This window comes from Arthrobacter sp. E1SS-5, assembly GCF_057073715.1.
Window position 1 is genome coordinate 1542333 of sequence record NZ_CP172703.1, and the last position, 18526, is coordinate 1560858.

The following is an 18526-nucleotide window of genomic DNA, read 5'->3' on the forward strand; positions in this document are numbered from 1 at the left end:
ACTTCCGCTGGCAGCAGGAGTGCGGGCCGGAGCAGTTTAACTACCGGGGGCCGGCGCCTGCCCGGCCCCGATATCCCCGGAATCACAGCATGCTTCCGGTAGCGTGGCTACTATGGCCACACGTACTACTTCCGCGCCCAAAGGTACCGGCAGGGGCAGCTCCGGCAGCAAATCCGGGAGCTCCACAGGCCGCGGAACCGGCTCCACCGCCAGCAAGGCAGGACGCGGCGGCTCCTCCAGCACCGCCCGCACCCGCCAGCTTCCCGCCGTCGAACACCATCAGCCCTGGCTGCTGCGCGTGGTGGGCGGAGCCTGGCTGGGCGTGGGCCACCTGGTGGGCGGGGGAGTGCGACGCATCGGCCATGACGTAAGCGATCTCCCTGCCGGGGAACGCCGTGACGGCGCCGCCCTGTTCAACCTGGCTCTGGGCATTTTCATTGCCACCTTCGCCTGGTGGGGCCTGACAGGCTGGTTCCCGGACGCCGTCTACGCCGTGGTGAACGGCACGTTTGGCTGGATCTCACTGCTGCTTCCGCTCATGCTGTTCGTGTGCGCGTTCCGGCTGTTCCGCCAGCCCTCCGATGGCCGGGGCAACAACCGGGTAGGCATCGGCTTCCTGATCATGGCGTTTGCCGGCTGCGGCCTGGCGCATATCCTGGGCGGCCAGCCCACGGTCGCCGACGGCTTCGACGGCCTGCGCAAGGCCGGCGGCATGCTTGGCTTCCTGGCTGCCGCACCGCTGGCCGCCATCCACCCGGCCGTCCCCGTGCTCCTCTACGGGCTGCTGGCGTTCATTTCGCTGCTGGTCCTCACCGCCACCCCGTTCACGGCCATCCCACGGCGCCTTCGGGAAGCCTACGAACACCTCATGGGCATCGACCTGATGGACCAGGAAAGCCCCGGCGATACGCACGACCGCAGCTACCTGGAACGGTCGCGGCCTGCGGCCCCGAAGAAAAAGAAGCGCAAGCTGTTCGGCAAGGATGAGGAGCACGACGCCGGCCTTGAGGGCTACGTGGGCGACGAAGCCTTTGAACACGCCGTCATTGACGACGACGAGCCGGAACCTGCCCGGCCTGCGCCCGGCGTGCGGCGGCCCACCCAAGCGGAAATCGCCGTCGAGAAGATCAAGGCGGCCCAGGGCCTGGGCGCCGGGGCGCCGGCTGCTCCGGCGGAGAACGCCACCGAGGCCATCCCGCTGGTCATCCCCGGCGCCGCTGCCCCCGGCAAAGCCGCTGCCGCGCCCACCGTGCCTTCCAACCCTGTTGCTCCCGCACCCCCGCCCGTGCCCATCCCGCAGCGCACCGAGCAGCTCTCGCTCGCGGGCGACGTCACCTACACCCTTCCGGCCTCGGACTTCCTGACGCCCGGCTCCATCCCCAAGGAGCGCACCGAAGCCAATGACGCCGTCGTCGCTGCCCTGACCGACACCCTGACCCAGTTCAACGTGGACGCCACCGTCACAGGCTTCAGCCGCGGCCCCACCGTCACCCGGTACGAGATCGAACTCTCGCCCGGCACCAAGGTGGAGCGCGTCACCGCGCTGTCCAAGAACATCTCCTACGCCGTGGCGTCCAGCGACGTGCGCATCCTCAGCCCCATCCCCGGCAAATCGGCCATCGGCATCGAGATCCCCAACACGGACCGCGAAACCGTCTCCCTGGGCGACGTGCTCCGCAGCCAGAACGCGCGCCGCACGGACCACCCGATGGTGATGGGTGTGGGCAAGGACGTGGAGGGCGGCTACGTGGTGGCCAACCTGGCCAAGATGCCGCACCTCCTGGTTGCCGGTGCCACCGGTGCCGGTAAGTCCTCCTTCGTGAACTCGATGATCACCTCCATCCTGATGCGGGCCACGCCGGACGAAGTGCGCATGGTCATGGTGGACCCCAAGCGGGTGGAACTGACCGCCTACGAGGGCGTCCCGCACCTGATCACGCCCATCATCACCAATCCCAAAAAGGCCGCCGAAGCGCTGCAATGGGTGGTGCGGGAAATGGACGCCCGGTACGACGACCTCGCAAACTACGGCTTCAAGCACATCGACGACTTCAACAAGGCGGTGCGGGCCGGCAAGATCCACCCGCCGGAGGGGTCCAAGCGGGTCATCCGCGCCTACCCGTACCTGCTGGTGATTGTCGACGAACTCGCCGACCTCATGATGGTGGCCCCGCGCGACGTCGAGGACTCGATCGTCCGCATCACCCAGCTGGCCCGCGCCGCCGGCATCCATCTGGTGCTGGCCACCCAGCGTCCGTCCGTGGACGTGGTCACCGGCCTTATCAAGGCCAACGTGCCGTCCCGCATGGCGTTTGCCACCTCCTCGGTCACCGACTCCCGCGTCGTGCTTGACCAGCCCGGCGCCGAGAAGCTCATCGGCCAGGGTGACGCGCTCTTCCTGCCCATGGGCGCCTCCAAGGCAATGCGCGTCCAGGGCGCCTGGGTCACCGAATCGGAGATCCACAAGGTGGTGGAGCACGTCAAGGGGCAGCTCCAGGCCGTGTACCGGGACGACGTCGCACCCGAGGCGGAAAAGAAGCAGATCGACGACGACATCGGAGACGATCTCGAGGTGCTGCTGCAGGCCACCGAACTGGTGGTCACCACGCAGTTCGGCTCCACCTCCATGCTGCAGCGCAAGCTGCGCGTCGGCTTCGCCAAAGCGGGGCGCCTCATGGACCTGCTCGAATCCAGGGGAGTGGTGGGTCCCTCCGAGGGGTCCAAAGCGCGCGACGTACTGGTCAAGCCGGACGACCTCGCTGCCGTCCTGGCCGCCATGAAGGGCCAGGAAGCGCCGGCCACGGCCGACTCCCAGACGGCCGCGCTGAGCGACAATGCCAACGCCAACATCGCCCAGGGCGGCTACGCCGAAGACCTGGTGGCTGCGGACCTGGACAACAGGAAACAGAACGTCGAGTACTACGACGGCTCCGATTCCGCGCCGGGCGGCTACGGCGATGACGACGACGGTTCCGAAGACGCATGGTCCCTCACCGGGCGTTAGGCCGGTAGCCTAGAAACGTGACTAGCACTGATGCAACCGCCGCCGGCCAGGGCCGTGCCGGGGTCTGGAACCTTCCCAATGTCCTGACCATGATCCGCATCGCGCTGGTCCCGTTTTTTGTGTGGTTCCTCGTAGCGGACGCCCCCGGGCTGCACAGCGAATCCGGGCCGTGGCGCTGGGCAGCGGTGGCGGCGTTCGCCGTCGCCATCTACACGGACAAGCTCGACGGCGACATCGCCAGGAGCCGGAACCTGGTCACCGACTTCGGCAAGATTGCCGACCCCATCGCGGACAAGCTCCTCACCGGCTCCGCGCTGGTGATGCTGTCCCTGCTGGGGGAGCTGCCCTGGTGGGCCACCCTTGTGATCCTGGTCCGGGAGTGGGGCATCACGGCGCTGCGGTTCTTCGTGATCCGGTACGGCGTCATCCCTGCCTCCCGCGGCGGCAAGCTCAAGACCGTGGTGCAGACGGCGGCCATCTTCCTGTACCTCCTGCCGTTCGGGTCGTTCGCACCGTGGATGTCCTGGGTAGCGTTCGCGGTCATGATGGCGGCCGTGGCCATCACATTGTGGACCGGTGTCGAATATGTTGTTGAGGCGCTGCGCCTCCGTGCGAAGGGCAAGCGTCAGGCCGGAACCGTGACGGGGCAGGAGCAGGCATGAGCAATCTTCACCACCTGGCAGCGCAGGCCGTCCGCCAGGCGCTTGAGTCCGGGCAAAGCGTTGCCACTGCCGAATCCCTGACGGCGGGCATGGTGTCAGCTGTCCTCGCCGACACCCCCGGAGCGTCCGGCATGCTGCAGGGCGGGGTGGTGGCCTACCAGAACTCCGTGAAGGACAGGGTGCTGCACGTCCCCGCCGAACTGCTGGCCCGCGTCGGGTCCGTCGACCCGGACGTCGCCCGGGCCATGGCAGCCGGCGCGCGCGCTGAACTCGGCGCCGACGTCGGAATTTCCACCACAGGGGTGGCAGGTCCTGATGCCCACGACGGCAAGCCGGTGGGGCGGGTCTACATTGGGATCTCAACCGCCGCCGGATCCGCAGCGTTCGAGTATTCCTTCACCGGCAGCCGGCCGGACATCCGCGCCGCAGCCTGCGCTGCCGCCCTGGAAAGGCTCGGGGAGGCCCTGTCCGCCTGAAGCCGTGGCCGCCTAAGTTACCAGGCGTAAAGTTGGCGGGAACAAAAGCCGGTACCGATTAGTTATTACATTGTGTCGCTTCCGGAGAGCGGAGGCGCCTAGGATGAAATGACCACGACGGTCCGCCAGACGGCGGACCTGACCAATGAGGGAGCAAGGCGATACAGATGGTAAAGCAGCCCGTATCCGTGAACGGCGTTGTCCGCTGGAAGGATGTGGGCCTCGCCGAACAGGCTAAGAGCGAACAGAAGGAGCGCAAGATGGTAGTACTTCGTCACGAAATCGGTGATGTCCTGCGCGATGTCCGCCAGCGTCAGGGGCGTACGCTCCGTGAAGTTTCGCACAGCGCCCGCGTTTCCCTGGGATACCTCAGCGAAGTGGAGCGCGGTCAGAAGGAAGCATCGTCAGAGCTCCTGTCTTCGATCTGCTCAGCACTTGATGTTCCGCTGTCAAGCATGCTCCGCGAGGTCAGCGACCGCGTGGCAGTAGCCGAAGGTGTCGCCGTTCCGGACACCGTCCCGCAGGAATTCTCCCAGCGTTATGGCCGCGACCTTAACACTGAACTGGACGACGAACTCTCCACGGGCCTTCTCTCCGGCGCCCGCTAAAGGCAGCCGGCGCCCGCAGCGGGTCTGACCAACAGCAGGAAGCCCCCGGCCTGGCCGGGGGCTTCCTGCTTTCTCTTTTGTGCCGGTCCCCGTGTGCTGGTCCGGTTGGGCTATTGGTCCTGGGCAGATGCTGCGCCTGCGGCTTCCCCGGGAAACCCGTCACGCTCATACGTGGAATTCAGCTTGGCCATGTAGCGGCCGAGTTCCTGCAGGTCCTCCACCGGCCACTCGCGCAGCCGTTCCTGGAAGACCTGGCGCCGTGCGTCCTGGACCTGGTGCATCTTCTCCTCGCCCTTGGCCGTCAGGCGGATGGACTGCGCCCTGCGGTCCAGGGGATCAGCCTCCTTGGACACCAGCCCCAGGCTTTCCAGGAAGGCGATCTGCCGGCTGACCGAAGGCTTTCCCACCCCGATGTTCATGGCAAGCTCGGTGAGCCGGATGGGTCCTTCCCGGCGGATCACCGTCAACAGCCCGTACGCGGCTGGCTCCATGTCCGGGTGGACCTCGCGTGAAAGCTGGTTGGAAATGGCCCGGGCCCGCCGCCAAAACAGGCTGATCTGGTGTTCGACATTCTGCAGCGCGGTATCGGCGGCTTCTTCGCCTGCGTCGTGCCGCGGCGGGACATCGGGGGAGGTGCTCATGGCAATAATTCTATGGTCCACAATCATGAGAGGATTTACCGATGCGAATCAGCGAGTACTGGCGTCTCATGGATGACGAGTTCGGCGCGGGCTACTCCCGGGTGCTGAGCAGCAGCCTGGTCCTTGCCGGCGTAGGCGGGCGGACCGCCGACCAGGCCCTCGCTGCCGGCGTGGAGCCCCGGAAGGTCTGGCTTGCCGTCTGCGATGTCCAGGACGTACCGGCAGAACGGCGGCTGGGACGGGATATCGCCCCGCGGCGGGACTAACCCGCCCTCCCGCCGGACACGCCGCAGGAGCCGTACTCTTCGAATACCTGTTCGGATAACGCTATGCTTTTTCTATTGGGTTTATCCACATAGCCGTCGTCCTCCGGCCGGAATGTCAGTGGGTCCCCTTAGCGTCAGAGATGACCAATAAATCGGCCGCGAAGGCCACCATCGAGAAAGCATTAGAGGTGTCAACCATGGCGGCAGCCCCGGATCGTGCAAAAGCGCTGGAAGCAGCGCTTGCCCAGATTGACAAGCAGTTCGGCAAGGGCTCGGTCATGCGCCTGGGCGACGAAGTCCGTGCCCCAATCGAAGTCATCCCCACCGGCTCCATCGCACTGGACGTCGCCCTTGGCATTGGCGGGCTCCCGCGCGGCCGCGTCATCGAAATCTATGGTCCTGAATCCTCGGGTAAGACCACCGTCGCCCTCCACGCCGTGGCAAACGCTCAGCGCGCCGGCGGCATCGCGGCCTTCATCGACGCCGAGCACGCCCTGGATCCTGATTACGCCGCCAAGCTGGGCGTGGACACGGACGCCCTCCTCGTCTCGCAGCCGGACACCGGTGAACAGGCCCTGGAAATCATGGACATGCTGGTGGGCTCCGGCTCGCTGGACGTCATCGTCATCGACTCCGTTGCCGCCCTGGTGCCGCGCGCCGAAATCGAAGGCGATATGGGTGACAGTCACGTCGGCCTGCAGGCACGCCTCATGAGCCAGGCCCTGCGTAAGATCACCGGCCGCCTGAGCCAGACCAAGACCACCGCCATCTTCATCAACCAGCTCCGTGAAAAGATCGGCGTCTTCTTCGGTTCGCCCGAAACCACCACCGGTGGTAAGGCCCTGAAGTTCTACGCTTCGGTCCGTATCGACGTCCGCCGCATCCAGACCCTCAAGGAGGGCGCCGATTCCGTCGGCAACCGGACCAAGGCCAAGATTGTCAAGAACAAGATGGCCCCGCCGTTCAAGGTGGCCGAGTTCGACATCATCTACGGCCAGGGCATCTCCCGCGAGGGCGGCATCATTGACATGGGCGTGGAGCACGGGATCATCAAGAAGTCCGGCTCCTGGTTCACCTACGATGGCGACCAGCTGGGCCAGGGCATGGAGAACTCGCGCCGGTTCCTGCGCGACAACCCCGAACTCGCCGCCGAACTGGAGCGCCTCATCAAGGAAAAGCTTGGCGTCGGGGTCAAGCCCGCCGAAGATGACTCCAAGGATGCGCCCAAGCTGAAAGCCGTCGACGGGTTCTAGCCCTTGGCTGGATCACGCTCACGGCAGTCCTCGTCCGGCGGCCCCTTCCCCGGGACGCCGGACGGCTTCGACGTCCCTGAGGACCCCCAGTCCCTGGACGCCGAACCGGACCCCTTCTCCGTCGCACAGGCCATCGTGTACCGGCAGCTCACTGCAGCGCCCAAGAGCAGGCTGCAGCTCGCACGGAAGCTGGCAGAACGGAACATTCCCGAGCACGTAGCCGAAGCAGTGCTGGACAAGTTCCAGGACGTGCGGCTGATCAACGATGCCGAATTTGCCGACATGTGGGTCAGGAGCCGCTCCCAGTCCCGCAAACTGGCCAAGGGCGCGCTGCGGCGTGAGCTCGCTGAAAAAGGCATCGACCAGGAAACGGCGGCGTCGGCGCTGGAACAACTGTCTGACGATGACGAGGAAGCCGCGGCCCGCGCCCTGGTGGAGCGCAAGCTCCGGCCTGGGACGGATGTGTCCGGCCCGGGGGAACGGGACAAGGCTGTCCGGCGGCTGGCCTCGATGTTGGCCAGAAAGGGCTACCAGCCGTCCCAGGCGTTCCGGATTGTCAACGAGGTCCTCGATGCCCGGCAGGAACCTGACGATGGTGCCGTCCAAAGCCGGTACCCTTAACGGGTGAGTTTGACCATTCCTTCCCCCCAATCCGGCGCCACCCCTTCCGTCGAAGCCGGGGCTGTTCCGCAATCCGGAGCCCTGCAGCCGCGCACCTACCAGGTACGCACCTTCGGCTGCCAGATGAACGTCCATGATTCGGAGCGGATGGCCGGCATGCTCGAGGACGCCGGCTACGTCCCGGTGGAAGGCGACCATGCCGACGTCGTGGTGTTCAACACGTGCGCGGTTCGGGAAAACGCCGACAACAAGCTCTATGGAAACCTCGGCATTCTTGCCCCCGTCAAGGCAGCCAACCCGGGGATGCAGATCGCCGTGGGCGGATGCCTTGCCCAGAAGGACCGCGAAACCATCCTGAAGAAGGCGCCCTGGGTGGATGCGGTTTTTGGCACTCATAACGTCGGTGCCCTGCCGGCCCTCCTGGACCGGGCTCGGCACAACAACGAGGCCCAGCTGGAGATCCTCGAATCCCTGGACGTCTTCCCGTCCACACTGCCCACCAAGCGGGACTCCGTCTACTCCGGCTGGGTGTCCATCTCCGTGGGCTGCAACAACACCTGCACCTTCTGCATTGTGCCGGCGCTCCGCGGCAAGGAAAAAGACCGGCGCCCCGGAGACATCCTCGCTGAAATCCAGGCACTTGTGGACGACGGCGCCATCGAGGTGACCCTGCTCGGCCAGAACGTCAACTCCTATGGAGTGGAGTTCGGCGACCGCCAGGCCTTCTCCAAGCTGCTGCGCGCCTGCGGTGAGATTGAGGGCCTTGAACGGGTCCGCTTCACCAGCCCGCACCCGGCTGCGTTCACGGACGACGTCATCGACGCCATGGCCGAGACGCACAACGTCATGCCGCAGCTGCACATGCCGCTGCAGTCCGGCTCGGACCGCATCCTCAAAGCCATGAAACGCTCCTACCGGTCCACGAAGTTCCTGGGCATCCTGGACAAGGTCCGGGAGAGGATCCCTCAGGCTGCCATCTCCACGGACATCATCGTGGGTTTCCCCGGCGAAACTGAAGAGGACTTCCAGGCAACGCTGGACGTCGTGGAGAAGTCGCGCTTCGCCACGGCCTTCACGTTCCAGTATTCAAAACGCCCCGGTACTCCCGCCGCCGACCTCCCCGACCAGCTGCCCAAGGCCGTGGTCCAGGAGCGCTTCGAACGGCTCACCGCGCTGCAGGACCGCATCGCCGCAGAGGAGAACCGGAAGCAGCTGGGCCGGAGGCTCGAGGTTATGGTCACCGCGCAGTCAGGGCGGAAGTCGGAGGAGACCCACAGGTTGTCCGGCCGCTCCCAGGACCAGCGGCTGGTGCATTTCTCGGTTCCCGAGGGCGCACCCGCTCCTCGACCGGGAGACCTCGTTACGGTGACCATCACGGAGGCCGCGGCGTTCCACCTGGTGTCCGATCCTACGCTTGAGGACTACAGCCTTCGCCGGTCACGGGCAGGGGACGCCTGGGACAGGTCACAGGCGGACTCCTGCGGAGCGCCTGCCCCCGGTTCCGCGCCGGGACAAAAGGGCGTCTCCCTCGGCATGCCCTCGCTGCCGCTGCGCACCCGCTGACAGGTGGCTGCCCCGCCCGTTATCGCCGTCGTCGGTCCCACCGGCTCCGGCAAGTCCGACCTTGCCGTCAGCCTTGCCCTGGAACTGGACGGCGAGGTCATCAACGCCGACGCCATGCAGTTCTACCGCGGCATGGACATCGGCACCGCCAAGATCACGCCGGCTGAACGCAAAGGCGTTCCGCACCACCTCCTGGACATCCTGGACGTGACCCAGGAAGCCAGCGTCTCCGACTTCCAGCAACAGGCCCGGGCGGCCATCGGGGACATCCATGCCCGTGGTAAGCGCGCCATTCTGGCCGGCGGCTCCGGGCTGTACGTGCGCGCCGCCCTGGATGTCCTGGAGTTCCCGGGTACCGACCCGGCCGTGCGGGCGCGCCTGGAGGCAGAGCACGCCGAGGCCGGCACGCAGGAGCTGCTGGCCCGGCTGAAGAGCGTCGACCCGGTCTCCGCGGGCAGGGTCTCCGACGCCCGGCGGATCATCCGCGCGCTGGAGGTCCATGAGCTCACCGGTCGCCCTTTCAGTTCCTTCATGCCGCGCCGGGAGTACTGCCAGCCGGCCATCCAGGTAGGCCTTGGGGTGGACCGGGAAGTGCTCCGTGAGCGCCTGGCAGCTCGGGTGCACCGAATGGTGGACGCCGGCCTGCTCGAGGAGGTCCGGCGGCTCGACGCCTTGGGCCTGCGCCGGGGCAAGACCGCTTCCCGCGCACTTGGCTACTCGCAGTTCCTGCGGGTCATTGATGGCGCCTCCACGGTCGAGGATGCTGCGGAGGAAACCATCGTGGCCACCCGGCAGTTCGCCCGGCGGCAGCTGACCTGGTTCCGTGCCGATCCCCGCATCACGTGGCTGGACTGGCAGGATCCGGAACTCGTGGGCAAGGCAGCCGAGCTGAGCAGATAGAAAGGCGGGGCGGGCCACGCCCTGGCGGCGCGTCCCGCTGCCGCGGTTTTCGCGCCCTGGTTTCAGCGCCGGACGGGTCCGCCGCTACGCTTGGGACCATGAATGCTACCCCCGCAGAAACCACCGGACCCGCCCTGCGCACCCTAAGCGGGCTCCGCTTTTCCAAGGGGCACGGCACCGGCAACGACTTTGTCCTGGTAGCCGATCCCGACGGCACGCACGCCATTGGCGCGGACCAGGCCGCCGCGCTCTGCGACCGCCACCGCGGCATTGGTGCGGATGGCCTGATCAGGGCCGTGCCGTCCCGGTTCCTGCCCGAAGGCCGTAAATTGCTGGCAGGTGCCCCGGACGCGGAATGGTTCATGGATTACCGCAACGCGGACGGGTCATTGTCCGAGATGTGCGGCAACGGGGTCCGGGTGTTCGTCCACTTTCTGCGCACCGAGGGCCTGATCGACCTGCCCGACGGCGGATCGCTCACCATTGGCACGCGCGGCGGCGTGAAGACCGTGGTCCGCACCGGCGACGGCTATGCGGTGGACATGGGGCCGTGGGAGTTCATTTTCCCCGGGGAGGCCAGCGCCAAGGCCATGGATTCCCTGGTCACCGCCGACGGACTGGAAGTTGCCCGGCCTGCGCTCTCCGTGAGCATGGGAAATCCGCACACGGTGGTGGCCCTCGCCGAACTTTCCGAACTGGCAGGCACGCAGCTCTTCACCGCGCCGAAGGTGGATCCCGTGCCGCCGAACGGGACCAACGTGGAGTTCGTGGTTCCCGCGGAGCCGCTGGTCCATGACGGAGTGGGCTCGGTGACCATGAGGGTGCACGAGCGCGGGGTGGGGGAGACCCAGTCCTGCGGAACGGGCGCGTGTGCTGCCGCCGTCGCCATCCGGCACTGGGCCGGAGCGGAAGCCCCGGACGCCTGGCGGGTCCACGTTCCCGGCGGAGTGGTGGGCGTGAAGTTCTTTGCCGGCCCCGGAGGCCACGAGCATGTGGAACTCAGCGGCCCCGCCGTCATTGTGGCGAGCGGGACGCTTTCGTGACCTTCAGGATCCGGAAGGACTTGGACGTTGACTCCCGGCTCACGGTGAACGAATCGTCCAGTTCCGCAGCCAGCCAGCGCTGAAGCGAATCCGAACCCAGGTTCTTCTGCACCACCAGCCATGCCGTCCCGCCGTCGGCCAGGCGCGGCAGCCAGAACTTGAGGAGGGCGTGCAGCTCATCCTTGCCGATCCTGATCGGCGGGTTGGACCAAATGGTGTCGAAGCGGACGCCCGGGTCCACCCCCTGTGGCGTGCTGGCGACGACGTTCGGCAGGCCCAGTGCCGCGGCGTTTTCGTTGGTCAGGGCTATGCAGCGTTCGTTGACGTCCACGGCGTAAACCTTGGACCCGGGGGCCAGCAGGCCCATGGTCAGCGCGATGGGGCCCCAGCCGCAGCCGATGTCCAGGAGGTTGCCCTGGGGATTCGGATCAGGAACTTCGGCCAGCAGTACGGCAGTGCCTTTGTCGATCCCGTCCGGGCTGAAAATGCCGGCGGAGGTGTGGAGCCTGCGCGGCTTGCCCGCCAGCTCAACCGTGAGTGGCTTACGGGTGAAGGGGCCGGCGGGGGACGTGCTGAAATAGTGTGCTGACTCCATAACTCGCCAGAGTAGTTCCCCTTGCAGCGTAAAGGGAAACCGCGGTTCGGCCCCTCTGCTACGCTGGAACGCATGTTCCTGATCTTCGAGTAGCCGGCACGGGCCACGCCCGTCCCGCAACCTGTCCTTTAGCGACAGTCCGTCCCGCAGCGACGCAGGCTTCTTGCCTTCCGCTTGCGCACCGGCCAGACCGTACCGTCTGCCCGGCCGCCGGACGATACCCGAACGTCAGCATCCCGCTGCACTTCCCGCCATTCTCCGGCCCTTTTACGCCTTGCCGCCGTTCCAAGGCGGCATTCCCAGCCCGGCATCGCAGCCGATGCAGACCATCAGGAGAACCATGACCGCAGGCCGTCAGCCCAGCGCGAATACTTTCCAACTTCCACCCAATCAGCACTATTCTGGAATTGCCGAATCTTCAAAGGAGACCATGACCAGCCAGCCCAACACCGGTTCCGATCCAGCCGCCCAGGACATGAGTCCGCAGGAAATCCAGGCTGTCATCGACCGGATCCTCGCCAAGGACGTACCGGCCAAGAACGTCAGCGCGTCCCGCGGTGAGGGCAGCGGCAACGGAAAAGCGGTGCTCGGCAGGGCACAGGCCATTTCCCGCCTCGACGAAGAGCATTCAACGTACGACGGCGACCAGCAGGACCTTGAGGAACGCCGGGCCCTGCGGCGCAGGGCAGGCCTTTCCACCGAACTTGAAGACGTCACCGAGGTTGAGTACCGCCAGCTGCGCCTCGAGCGTGTGGTCCTGGCCGGGCTCTGGTCCGAGGGCACGCTTGCCGATGCCGAGAACTCCCTGCGCGAGCTGGCTGCCCTTGCCGAAACCGCCGGATCGGAGGTCCTCGACGGCCTGGTGCAGCGCCGCGACAAGCCGGACCCCGGAACCTTCCTGGGCTCGGGCAAGGCACAGGAGCTCAAGGACATCGTGATGTCAACGGGCGCGGATACCGTGGTGGTGGACGCCGAACTGGCACCGTCGCAGCGGCGTGCCCTTGAAGACATCGTCAAGGTCAAGGTCATTGACCGGACCGCCCTGATCCTGGATATTTTCGCCCAGCACGCCAAGAGCCGCGAGGGCAAGGCCCAGGTGGAACTCGCGCAGCTGGAATACCTGCTTCCCCGCCTGCGCGGCTGGGGCGAGTCGATGTCCCGCCAGGCCGGTGGCCAGGTTGGTGGCGCCGCCGCCGGCATGGGTTCCCGTGGCCCCGGTGAAACCAAGATCGAACTGGACCGGCGCCGCATCCGCACCCGCATGGCCAAGCTGCGGCGCGAAATCGCCGCGATGAAGCCCGCGCGCGAGACCAAGCGGGCTAACCGCCGTCGTAATGAAGTGCCGTCCGTCGCCATCGCCGGATACACCAACGCCGGCAAGTCTTCCCTGCTTAACCGCCTCACCGACGCCGGAGTCCTCGTGGAGAACGCCCTGTTCGCCACCCTGGACCCCACCGTCCGCAAGGCGGAAACCACCGACGGCCTGGGGTACACCCTTGCCGATACCGTGGGGTTCGTCCGTTCGCTGCCAACCCAGCTGGTGGAGGCCTTCCGCTCCACCCTCGAGGAAGTGGCGGACGCGGACCTGATCCTGCACGTGGTGGACGTCTCGCACCCCGATCCGGAAGGCCAGATCGCCGCCGTCCGCAAGGTCTTCAGCGAAGTTGACGCCCGGAAGGTTCCGGAGATCATCGTGCTGAACAAGGCCGATGCCGCCGACCCCTTCGTGGTGGAGCGGCTGAAGCAGCGCGAACCGCGCCACGTGGTGGTCTCCGCCCGCACGGGCGAGGGGATCCCGGAACTGCTGAGGGTCATCAGCGAATCCATTCCCCGGCCTTCGGTCAAGATGCAGCTGCTCATCCCGTACGACCGCGGGGACCTGATCAGCAAGCTTCACGAGTCCGACGCCGAGATCCTCAGCCTGGATCACGTGGAGGCCGGCACCAGGGCTGCCGTGATGGTCCGGGAGGGCCTGGCGTCCGAACTGGAACCCTTCACCGTCAATGAGTGATTCCGCGGCGGACGAAGCCGCGCGCACGGCCGGCGAGCAGTTCGTCATCGAGCTGCTCGACCGGGCCGTCGCAGGCATGGGCGGACAAAGCCGCACTGGACAGCACGAAATGGCCCTGCAGGTGGCCCGCGCCATCGAAACGGGCAACCACCTGCTGGTCCAGGCGGGCACCGGCACCGGCAAATCGCTTGCCTACCTGGTGCCGTTGATCGCCCATGCCCTGGAAAGCAACAAGCCTGCGCTGGTCTCCACGGCCACCCTGGCCCTGCAAACCCAGATCGTGGGCAGGGACCTGCCCCGGCTCCTGAAGAACATCACGCCGGCTCTGGAACGTCCGGTCAAGGTCGCCTTGGTCAAAGGCCGTTCCAACTACGTCTGCCGCCACAAGCTCGAAGGCGGTTTCCCCTCCGAGGAGCCCTCCGAAGGGCAGCTCTTCTCGCTCGGCGAGGACACCAGCGTGCCGCACTTTGCTGCGTCCGTGGGCGGGCCCTCCTCTCAGCTCGGCAAGGAAGTGGTTCGGCTGCGCGAGTGGGCGGAGAAGACCACCACGGGGGACCGGGACGAATTGCTCCCGGGCGTGACCGACCGCGCCTGGCGGCAGGTCTCCGTAACGTCCATGGAGTGCCTGGGCGCCCAGAAATGCCCCATGGCTGCCGAGTGTTTCAGCGAACTCGCCCGGCAGGACGCTGCCGAAGCGGACGTGGTGGTCACCAACCACGCCATGCTCGCCGTCAGCGCCTTCGAGGGACTTGCCGTCCTCCCCGAATACGACGTCGTGGTGGTGGACGAAGCGCACGAACTCCAGGACCGGGTCACCGGAGCCGTGTCGGGGCAGCTGTCCGTTGCGATGGTCCACGCCGCTGCTGCCGGTGCACGGAAACACACAGCCATTACCGTTGATGCCCTCAATGCCGCCGCTGCCAACCTTGAGCTGGCTCTCGCCGGCGCATCGAACGGCCTGCTTCCCAACGGCCTGAACGATGAACAGCTTGACTGCGTGGACCAGCTGCGTGAGGCCTGCCGGGCTGCGTTGTCCGATTCCAAGGGGGACAGCAACACCACGGCCGACGGCGGCCGGCAGCTGGCCAGGGCCCGCCTCATGCTCATCCTGGAACTGTGCGAGCGTCTGGTCGCCGCCCGGGAAAACCGGGAAGTGGTGTGGTTCTCCCGCGCCAGCACCTTCGACCCCGGCCAGGGTTACTCGCAGCCGGACGAGAATGCACCGGTGCTGATCAACATCGCCCCGCTGTCCGTCGCCGGGCGGCTGCGGGAAGGGCTCTTTGCCGACCATACCGTTGTGCTGACTTCCGCCACCCTGGCCATTGGTTCGGCTTTCGAACCCGCGGCAGGAGGACTGGGCCTTCTCGGTGAGGGAGCCCCCAGCTGGACCGGCGTGGATGTTGGGTCACCCTTCGACTACCCCAAGCAGGGCATCCTCTACGTGGCCGGACACCTGCCAAAGCCCGGCCGCGGCGTGTCCCCGGAGGCGCTGGAGGAACTGGAAGCGCTGATCAAGGCGTCCGGCGGGGGAGCCCTCTGCCTGTTTTCCTCACGCCGCGCGGCCGAGGAAGCTGCCGATGCCCTCCGGCCCAAGCTGGACATGACCGTCCTCTGCCAGGGGGAATCGACCATGACTGCCCTGGTTAAGCAGTTCGCCGATGAACCGGACACCTGCCTGTTCGGAACCATGTCCCTGTGGCAGGGAGTCGACGTCCCGGGCGGCTCCTGCCGGCTGGTGGTGATTGACCGGATCCCGTTCCCGCGGCCCGACGATCCGCTGATGACGGCGCGTTCGCGCGCCGTGGCGCAGGCGGGCGGCAATGGCTTCATGTCCGTTTCAGCCACCCACGCTGCCATCCGGCTGGCCCAGGGCGCCGGGCGGCTTATCAGGTCAACAGGAGACAAGGGTGTGGTGGCCGTACTCGACTCCCGGCTGGCTACCGAGCGGTACGCCGGATTCCTGCGGGGCGCCCTGCCGCCGTTCTGGGCAACCACGGACCGCAGCAAGGCGCTGGCAGCCCTCACCAGGCTCGGCGCGGACGCGCTCCGGTAGATCCGGAAGTGCCGCAGGCCCGCGCCGGTGGAACCGGGGCGGGCCTGCGGCAGATTGGGGACCTCCGGCTGGATTTTGGGCCGGTGTGTTTTCGCCGAAGAGAATGGGCTAGAGCGAACGCAGGACCGAGACAACCTTGCCCATGATGGTGGCGTGGTCGCCCAGGATGGGTTCGTACTGCGTGTTTTGGGGAAGCAGCCAAGTGTGGCCGTCGCGCTGGCGGAAGGTCTTAACGGTAGCTTCGTCGTCGAGCAGGGCTGCAACGATGTCCCCGTTGGCTGCGTCCACCTGGCGCCGGACCACCACCCAGTCGCCGTCGCAGATGGCGGCGTCCACCATGGAGTCGCCCGCCACCCGCAGCATGAAGAGCTCGCCCTGGCCCACAAGCTGGCGGGGGAGGGGCATGACATCCTCGACCAGCTGCTCGGCCAGGATGGGACCGCCGGCAGCGATCCTGCCCACAAGCGGAACCATTGCCGTATCGAGCGCAGTGGGAAGCTCGGTCACCGAGGCGCCACCACCGGCGGGCTGGGGCGCAGGAGAGGTGCCTGCGGCCTTACCGGCACCGCCGTCCAGCGTGAGGGGCATCAGCACTTCCATGGCGCGCGGCCGCTTGGGATCGCGGCGAAGGTAACCCAGTTTTTCCAGCTGGGACAGCTGGTGCGTCACGCTGGACAGGCTTGCCAGCCCCACGGTATCGCCGATTTCGCGCATGGAGGGCGGGTACCCGTTCTCATTGACCGAGCGCTGGATGGTTTCGAGAATCTTCTTTTGCCTGGCCGTCAGGCCCTTGGCGGTCCTCTTGCTTTGCGGGGCGGTCCTGCCCCCGGCGGCTGCTGCTGCCATATTCGCCAATGCCTTTCGCTTGCCGCCGGACCTTCCGCCACAGCGCTTTTTACAGCGCCGCCGGAAGCACTCCCACTGTCATTGTCAGACCCTGCTGTTCAACTTCAGGGGTGGATGTTCTTAGGTTCAAAGCTAGGCCAGCCACATTGCTTTTTCAAACATTTGTTCTAGCGAGTCTCGACATTATTCGTTGATAGGTGCTAAAACTTAAACAAGTAAAGTTCGAACATGTGTTCTAACCAGCGCATGCCCTATTCGAAAACGTGGCCGGAGGAAGTTCCGGGCCGCGGTCTGAATGGTCGGGGCGGCCGCGGGTGGACACCCGGGCAGCACGGCAGGTCCAGGAGGGCTCAGTTCATGTCAGCTTCATCTCGTCACCAGGTTTCAGCTTCACCCGCGCCCCTGCGGCTCACCCGGCGGGGACGGATCGTCCTGATCGGCGTTCCGTTGGTACTCCTCGCGGTTCTCCTGCTGTCGCTGTCGGGGTTCTTCAACTCTCCGGCCAAGGCCTCCGACTCCGTCTCGGACCTGGCGGTGACACCCACGGTCACCGTGACGGTGCAGCCGGGCCAGTCGCTGTGGACCATCGCCGGTGCGGTTGATCCGGGCCGCGATGCCCGGGACGTGGTCGCGGATATCGTCCAGCTCAACAACCTCAGCGCCGGATCCGTCCTGCCGGGGCAGCAGCTGTTCGTCCCTACACACTGAACCCGCTGCCCATCCGCCGCCAGCGGCCGGGGCGCACGCCGAGGGCGAACAGGACCCGTCACATTTTCCGGTCGTTGCTGCGGCAACTAAACTGTTCAGGTGAACGACCAGCTAGAGCGTCTGAACCGGCTTCCCCTTCGCAGCAACCTTCGCGGGCTCACCCCTTATGGGGCGCCCCAACTGGACGTCCCCATCCTTCTGAACGTCAATGAGAACACCCATGGTGTCCCCGCCGACGTCCGCGCAGCCATCAGCGAGGCTGTCACGGAGGCCGCAGCAGGCCTGAACCGGTACCCGGACCGGGAGTTCACCGAACTTCGGAAAGCCTTGGCGGAGTACCTCGGGCATGGCCTTGACGAGACCAACGTATGGGCAGCAAACGGCTCCAATGAGGTCCTGCAGCAGATCCTCCAGGCCTTCGGCGGCCCGGGACGCACAGCCCTGGGCTTCCCGCCCACGTACTCCATGTACCCCCTGCTGGCCAGCGGGACCGACACTCAGTACATCACCGGGGAGCGTGCCGAAGGATACGACCTGAGCGCCGAGTCGGCCGCGCGGCAGGTCAAGGAACTGCAACCGAACATCGTGTTCCTCTGCTCGCCCAACAATCCCACCGGGACCGGGCTCGGCCTGGATGTCGTGGAGGCTGTCTACGAGGCCGGGGAGGACAGCCAGGCCATTGTGATCGTGGACGAGGCTTACCATGAGTTCGCGCACGACGGCACGCCCAGCGCGCTGACGCTGCTTCCCGGCCGGGAGCGGCTCATCGTGTCCCGCACCATGAGCAAGGCGTTCGCCCTGGCAGGCGCCCGTCTTGGCTACATGGCTGCCGCGCCGGAAGTCACCGACGCCCTGCGGCTGGTGCGCCTGCCGTACCACCTCTCAGCCATCACGCAGGCCACCGCGCTTGCCGCCCTCAAGCACCGCGAGGTGCTGATGGCGGATGTCCAGGACATCAAAGCCCAGCGGGACCGGATCGTGGCGGAACTGACCCGGATGGGCCTGACGCCCGCCGCCTCCGACTCCAACTACGTGTTCTTCGGCGGCCTGGAAAACCCCCACCAGGTCTGGCAGGAACTGCTGGACGCCGGTGTGCTGATCCGCGACGTCGGCATCCCCGGCCACCTTCGGGTTACCGCAGGCACTGAGGCGGAAACCACAGCCTTCCTTACCTCCCTGGAACGCATCCTTGCGGGCCGGCCCGCGCTTCCCGCCTAGACTTGTAGTGCGGCGCTGGACGCCTTGAACCACTTCTTCTCCCACTAAGGATCCCTTC

Annotated in this window: 17 protein-coding genes; 14 read left to right on the plus strand and 3 right to left on the minus strand. The window is 66.5% G+C overall.

Features of this window, described 5'->3' with window-relative positions; genetic code table 11:
* Positions 1-112: 112 nt before the first annotated feature.
* The 4 genes from ACIGJD_RS07150 (at position 113) to ACIGJD_RS07165 (ending at position 4750) form a co-directional block, all read left to right on the plus strand.
* Positions 113-3004: an FtsK/SpoIIIE family DNA translocase gene (locus ACIGJD_RS07150; protein WP_483688915.1), complete on the plus strand. Its 2892-nt coding sequence runs from the start codon at positions 113-115 to the stop codon at positions 3002-3004.
* 17 nt (positions 3005-3021) lie between these two features.
* Positions 3022-3666, plus strand: coding sequence for a CDP-diacylglycerol--glycerol-3-phosphate 3-phosphatidyltransferase (pgsA, locus tag ACIGJD_RS07155; protein ID WP_483688916.1), 645 nt, complete (start codon positions 3022-3024; stop codon positions 3664-3666).
* The gene (locus ACIGJD_RS07160; protein ID WP_483688917.1) at positions 3663-4142 is read left to right on the plus strand and encodes a CinA family protein; all 480 of its coding nucleotides are present in this window, start codon (positions 3663-3665) and stop codon (positions 4140-4142) included. The genes pgsA and ACIGJD_RS07160 overlap by 4 nt, the downstream gene beginning before the upstream one ends.
* A 167-nt stretch (positions 4143-4309) precedes the next feature.
* Positions 4310-4750, plus strand: coding sequence for a helix-turn-helix domain-containing protein (locus ACIGJD_RS07165; protein WP_142134528.1), 441 nt, complete (start codon positions 4310-4312; stop codon positions 4748-4750).
* A gap of 110 nt (positions 4751-4860) precedes the next feature.
* Here the strand turns inward: ACIGJD_RS07165 and ACIGJD_RS07170 are convergent, their stop codons facing one another.
* On the minus strand, positions 4861-5391 hold the full coding sequence (locus tag ACIGJD_RS07170; RefSeq protein WP_483688918.1) for a MarR family winged helix-turn-helix transcriptional regulator: 531 nt from the start codon (positions 5389-5391) through the stop codon (positions 4861-4863).
* 41 nt (positions 5392-5432) lie between these two features.
* On the opposite strand from ACIGJD_RS07170, the gene ACIGJD_RS07175 reads away from it, so the two are divergent.
* The 6 genes from ACIGJD_RS07175 to dapF all read left to right on the plus strand — a co-directional run bounded on the left by ACIGJD_RS07175 (position 5433) and on the right by dapF (position 11037).
* Positions 5433-5657 carry a DUF3046 domain-containing protein gene (locus ACIGJD_RS07175; protein WP_142134524.1) on the plus strand — a complete coding sequence of 75 codons (225 nt, stop codon included), beginning with the start codon at positions 5433-5435 and terminating at the stop codon, positions 5655-5657.
* A 197-nt stretch (positions 5658-5854) separates the two neighbouring features.
* On the plus strand, positions 5855-6910 hold the full coding sequence (recA, locus tag ACIGJD_RS07180) for a recombinase RecA (RefSeq protein WP_142135479.1): 1056 nt from the start codon (positions 5855-5857) through the stop codon (positions 6908-6910).
* Between the two features lie 93 nt (positions 6911-7003).
* The gene (locus tag ACIGJD_RS07185) at positions 7004-7531 is read left to right on the plus strand and encodes a regulatory protein RecX (RefSeq protein WP_483689451.1); all 528 of its coding nucleotides are present in this window, start codon (positions 7004-7006) and stop codon (positions 7529-7531) included.
* A gap of 3 nt (positions 7532-7534) precedes the next feature.
* Complete coding sequence (miaB, locus tag ACIGJD_RS07190) at positions 7535-9094, plus strand: tRNA (N6-isopentenyl adenosine(37)-C2)-methylthiotransferase MiaB (protein ID WP_483688919.1); 1560 nt, start codon at positions 7535-7537, stop codon at positions 9092-9094.
* A 3-nt stretch (positions 9095-9097) separates the two neighbouring features.
* Positions 9098-9994 (plus strand): tRNA (adenosine(37)-N6)-dimethylallyltransferase MiaA, encoded by an 897-nt coding sequence (miaA, locus tag ACIGJD_RS07195; RefSeq protein WP_483688920.1) that lies wholly within the window; start codon positions 9098-9100, stop codon positions 9992-9994.
* A gap of 98 nt (positions 9995-10092) precedes the next feature.
* The gene (dapF, locus tag ACIGJD_RS07200; RefSeq protein ID WP_483688921.1) at positions 10093-11037 is read left to right on the plus strand and encodes a diaminopimelate epimerase; all 945 of its coding nucleotides are present in this window, start codon (positions 10093-10095) and stop codon (positions 11035-11037) included.
* Here dapF and ACIGJD_RS07205 read toward each other — a convergent pair.
* Positions 11009-11632, minus strand: coding sequence for a class I SAM-dependent methyltransferase (locus ACIGJD_RS07205; RefSeq protein ID WP_483688922.1), 624 nt, complete (start codon positions 11630-11632; stop codon positions 11009-11011). The genes dapF and ACIGJD_RS07205 overlap by 29 nt on opposite strands.
* 430 nt (positions 11633-12062) lie before the next feature.
* Between ACIGJD_RS07205 and hflX the strand changes: the two genes are divergently transcribed.
* Complete coding sequence (gene hflX / locus ACIGJD_RS07210) at positions 12063-13643, plus strand: GTPase HflX (RefSeq protein WP_483688923.1); 1581 nt, start codon at positions 12063-12065, stop codon at positions 13641-13643.
* On the plus strand, positions 13636-15696 hold the full coding sequence (locus ACIGJD_RS07215; protein ID WP_483688924.1) for an ATP-dependent DNA helicase: 2061 nt from the start codon (positions 13636-13638) through the stop codon (positions 15694-15696). The genes hflX and ACIGJD_RS07215 overlap by 8 nt, the downstream gene beginning before the upstream one ends.
* Before the next feature lie 108 nt (positions 15697-15804).
* Here ACIGJD_RS07215 and lexA read toward each other — a convergent pair whose 3' ends face one another.
* Positions 15805-16542: a transcriptional repressor LexA gene (lexA, locus tag ACIGJD_RS07220; protein ID WP_483688925.1), complete on the minus strand. Its 738-nt coding sequence runs from the start codon at positions 16540-16542 to the stop codon at positions 15805-15807.
* A gap of 357 nt (positions 16543-16899) precedes the next feature.
* Here lexA and ACIGJD_RS07225 point away from each other — a divergent pair, with 357 nt between their 5' ends.
* On the plus strand, positions 16900-17250 hold the full coding sequence (locus ACIGJD_RS07225; RefSeq protein WP_483688926.1) for a LysM peptidoglycan-binding domain-containing protein: 351 nt from the start codon (positions 16900-16902) through the stop codon (positions 17248-17250).
* Between the two features lie 99 nt (positions 17251-17349).
* Positions 17350-18468: a histidinol-phosphate transaminase gene (locus ACIGJD_RS07230; protein ID WP_483688927.1), complete on the plus strand. Its 1119-nt coding sequence runs from the start codon at positions 17350-17352 to the stop codon at positions 18466-18468.
* Positions 18469-18526: the final 58 nt, after the last annotated feature.

Excerpts from the sequence above, each read along its gene's own strand:
- ACIGJD_RS07150 (WP_483688915.1), top strand. The coding sequence starts at position 113 with ATGGCCACACGTACTACTTCCGCGCCCAAAGGTACCGGCAGGGGCAGC.
- ACIGJD_RS07160 (WP_483688917.1), top strand. The coding sequence starts at position 3,663 with ATGAGCAATCTTCACCACCTGGCAGCGCAGGCCGTCCGCCAGGCGCTT.
- ACIGJD_RS07165 (WP_142134528.1), top strand. The coding sequence starts at position 4,310 with ATGGTAAAGCAGCCCGTATCCGTGAACGGCGTTGTCCGCTGGAAGGAT.
- ACIGJD_RS07170 (WP_483688918.1), bottom strand. The coding sequence starts at position 5,391 with ATGAGCACCTCCCCCGATGTCCCGCCGCGGCACGACGCAGGCGAAGAA.
- ACIGJD_RS07175 (WP_142134524.1), top strand. The coding sequence starts at position 5,433 with ATGCGAATCAGCGAGTACTGGCGTCTCATGGATGACGAGTTCGGCGCG.
- recA (WP_142135479.1), top strand. The coding sequence starts at position 5,855 with ATGGCGGCAGCCCCGGATCGTGCAAAAGCGCTGGAAGCAGCGCTTGCC.
- dapF (WP_483688921.1), top strand. The coding sequence starts at position 10,093 with ATGAATGCTACCCCCGCAGAAACCACCGGACCCGCCCTGCGCACCCTA.
- ACIGJD_RS07205 (WP_483688922.1), bottom strand. The coding sequence starts at position 11,632 with ATGGAGTCAGCACACTATTTCAGCACGTCCCCCGCCGGCCCCTTCACC.
- hflX (WP_483688923.1), top strand. The coding sequence starts at position 12,063 with ATGACCAGCCAGCCCAACACCGGTTCCGATCCAGCCGCCCAGGACATG.
- ACIGJD_RS07215 (WP_483688924.1), top strand. The coding sequence starts at position 13,636 with ATGAGTGATTCCGCGGCGGACGAAGCCGCGCGCACGGCCGGCGAGCAG.
- lexA (WP_483688925.1), bottom strand. The coding sequence starts at position 16,542 with ATGGCAGCAGCAGCCGCCGGGGGCAGGACCGCCCCGCAAAGCAAGAGG.
- ACIGJD_RS07225 (WP_483688926.1), top strand. The coding sequence starts at position 16,900 with ATGTCAGCTTCATCTCGTCACCAGGTTTCAGCTTCACCCGCGCCCCTG.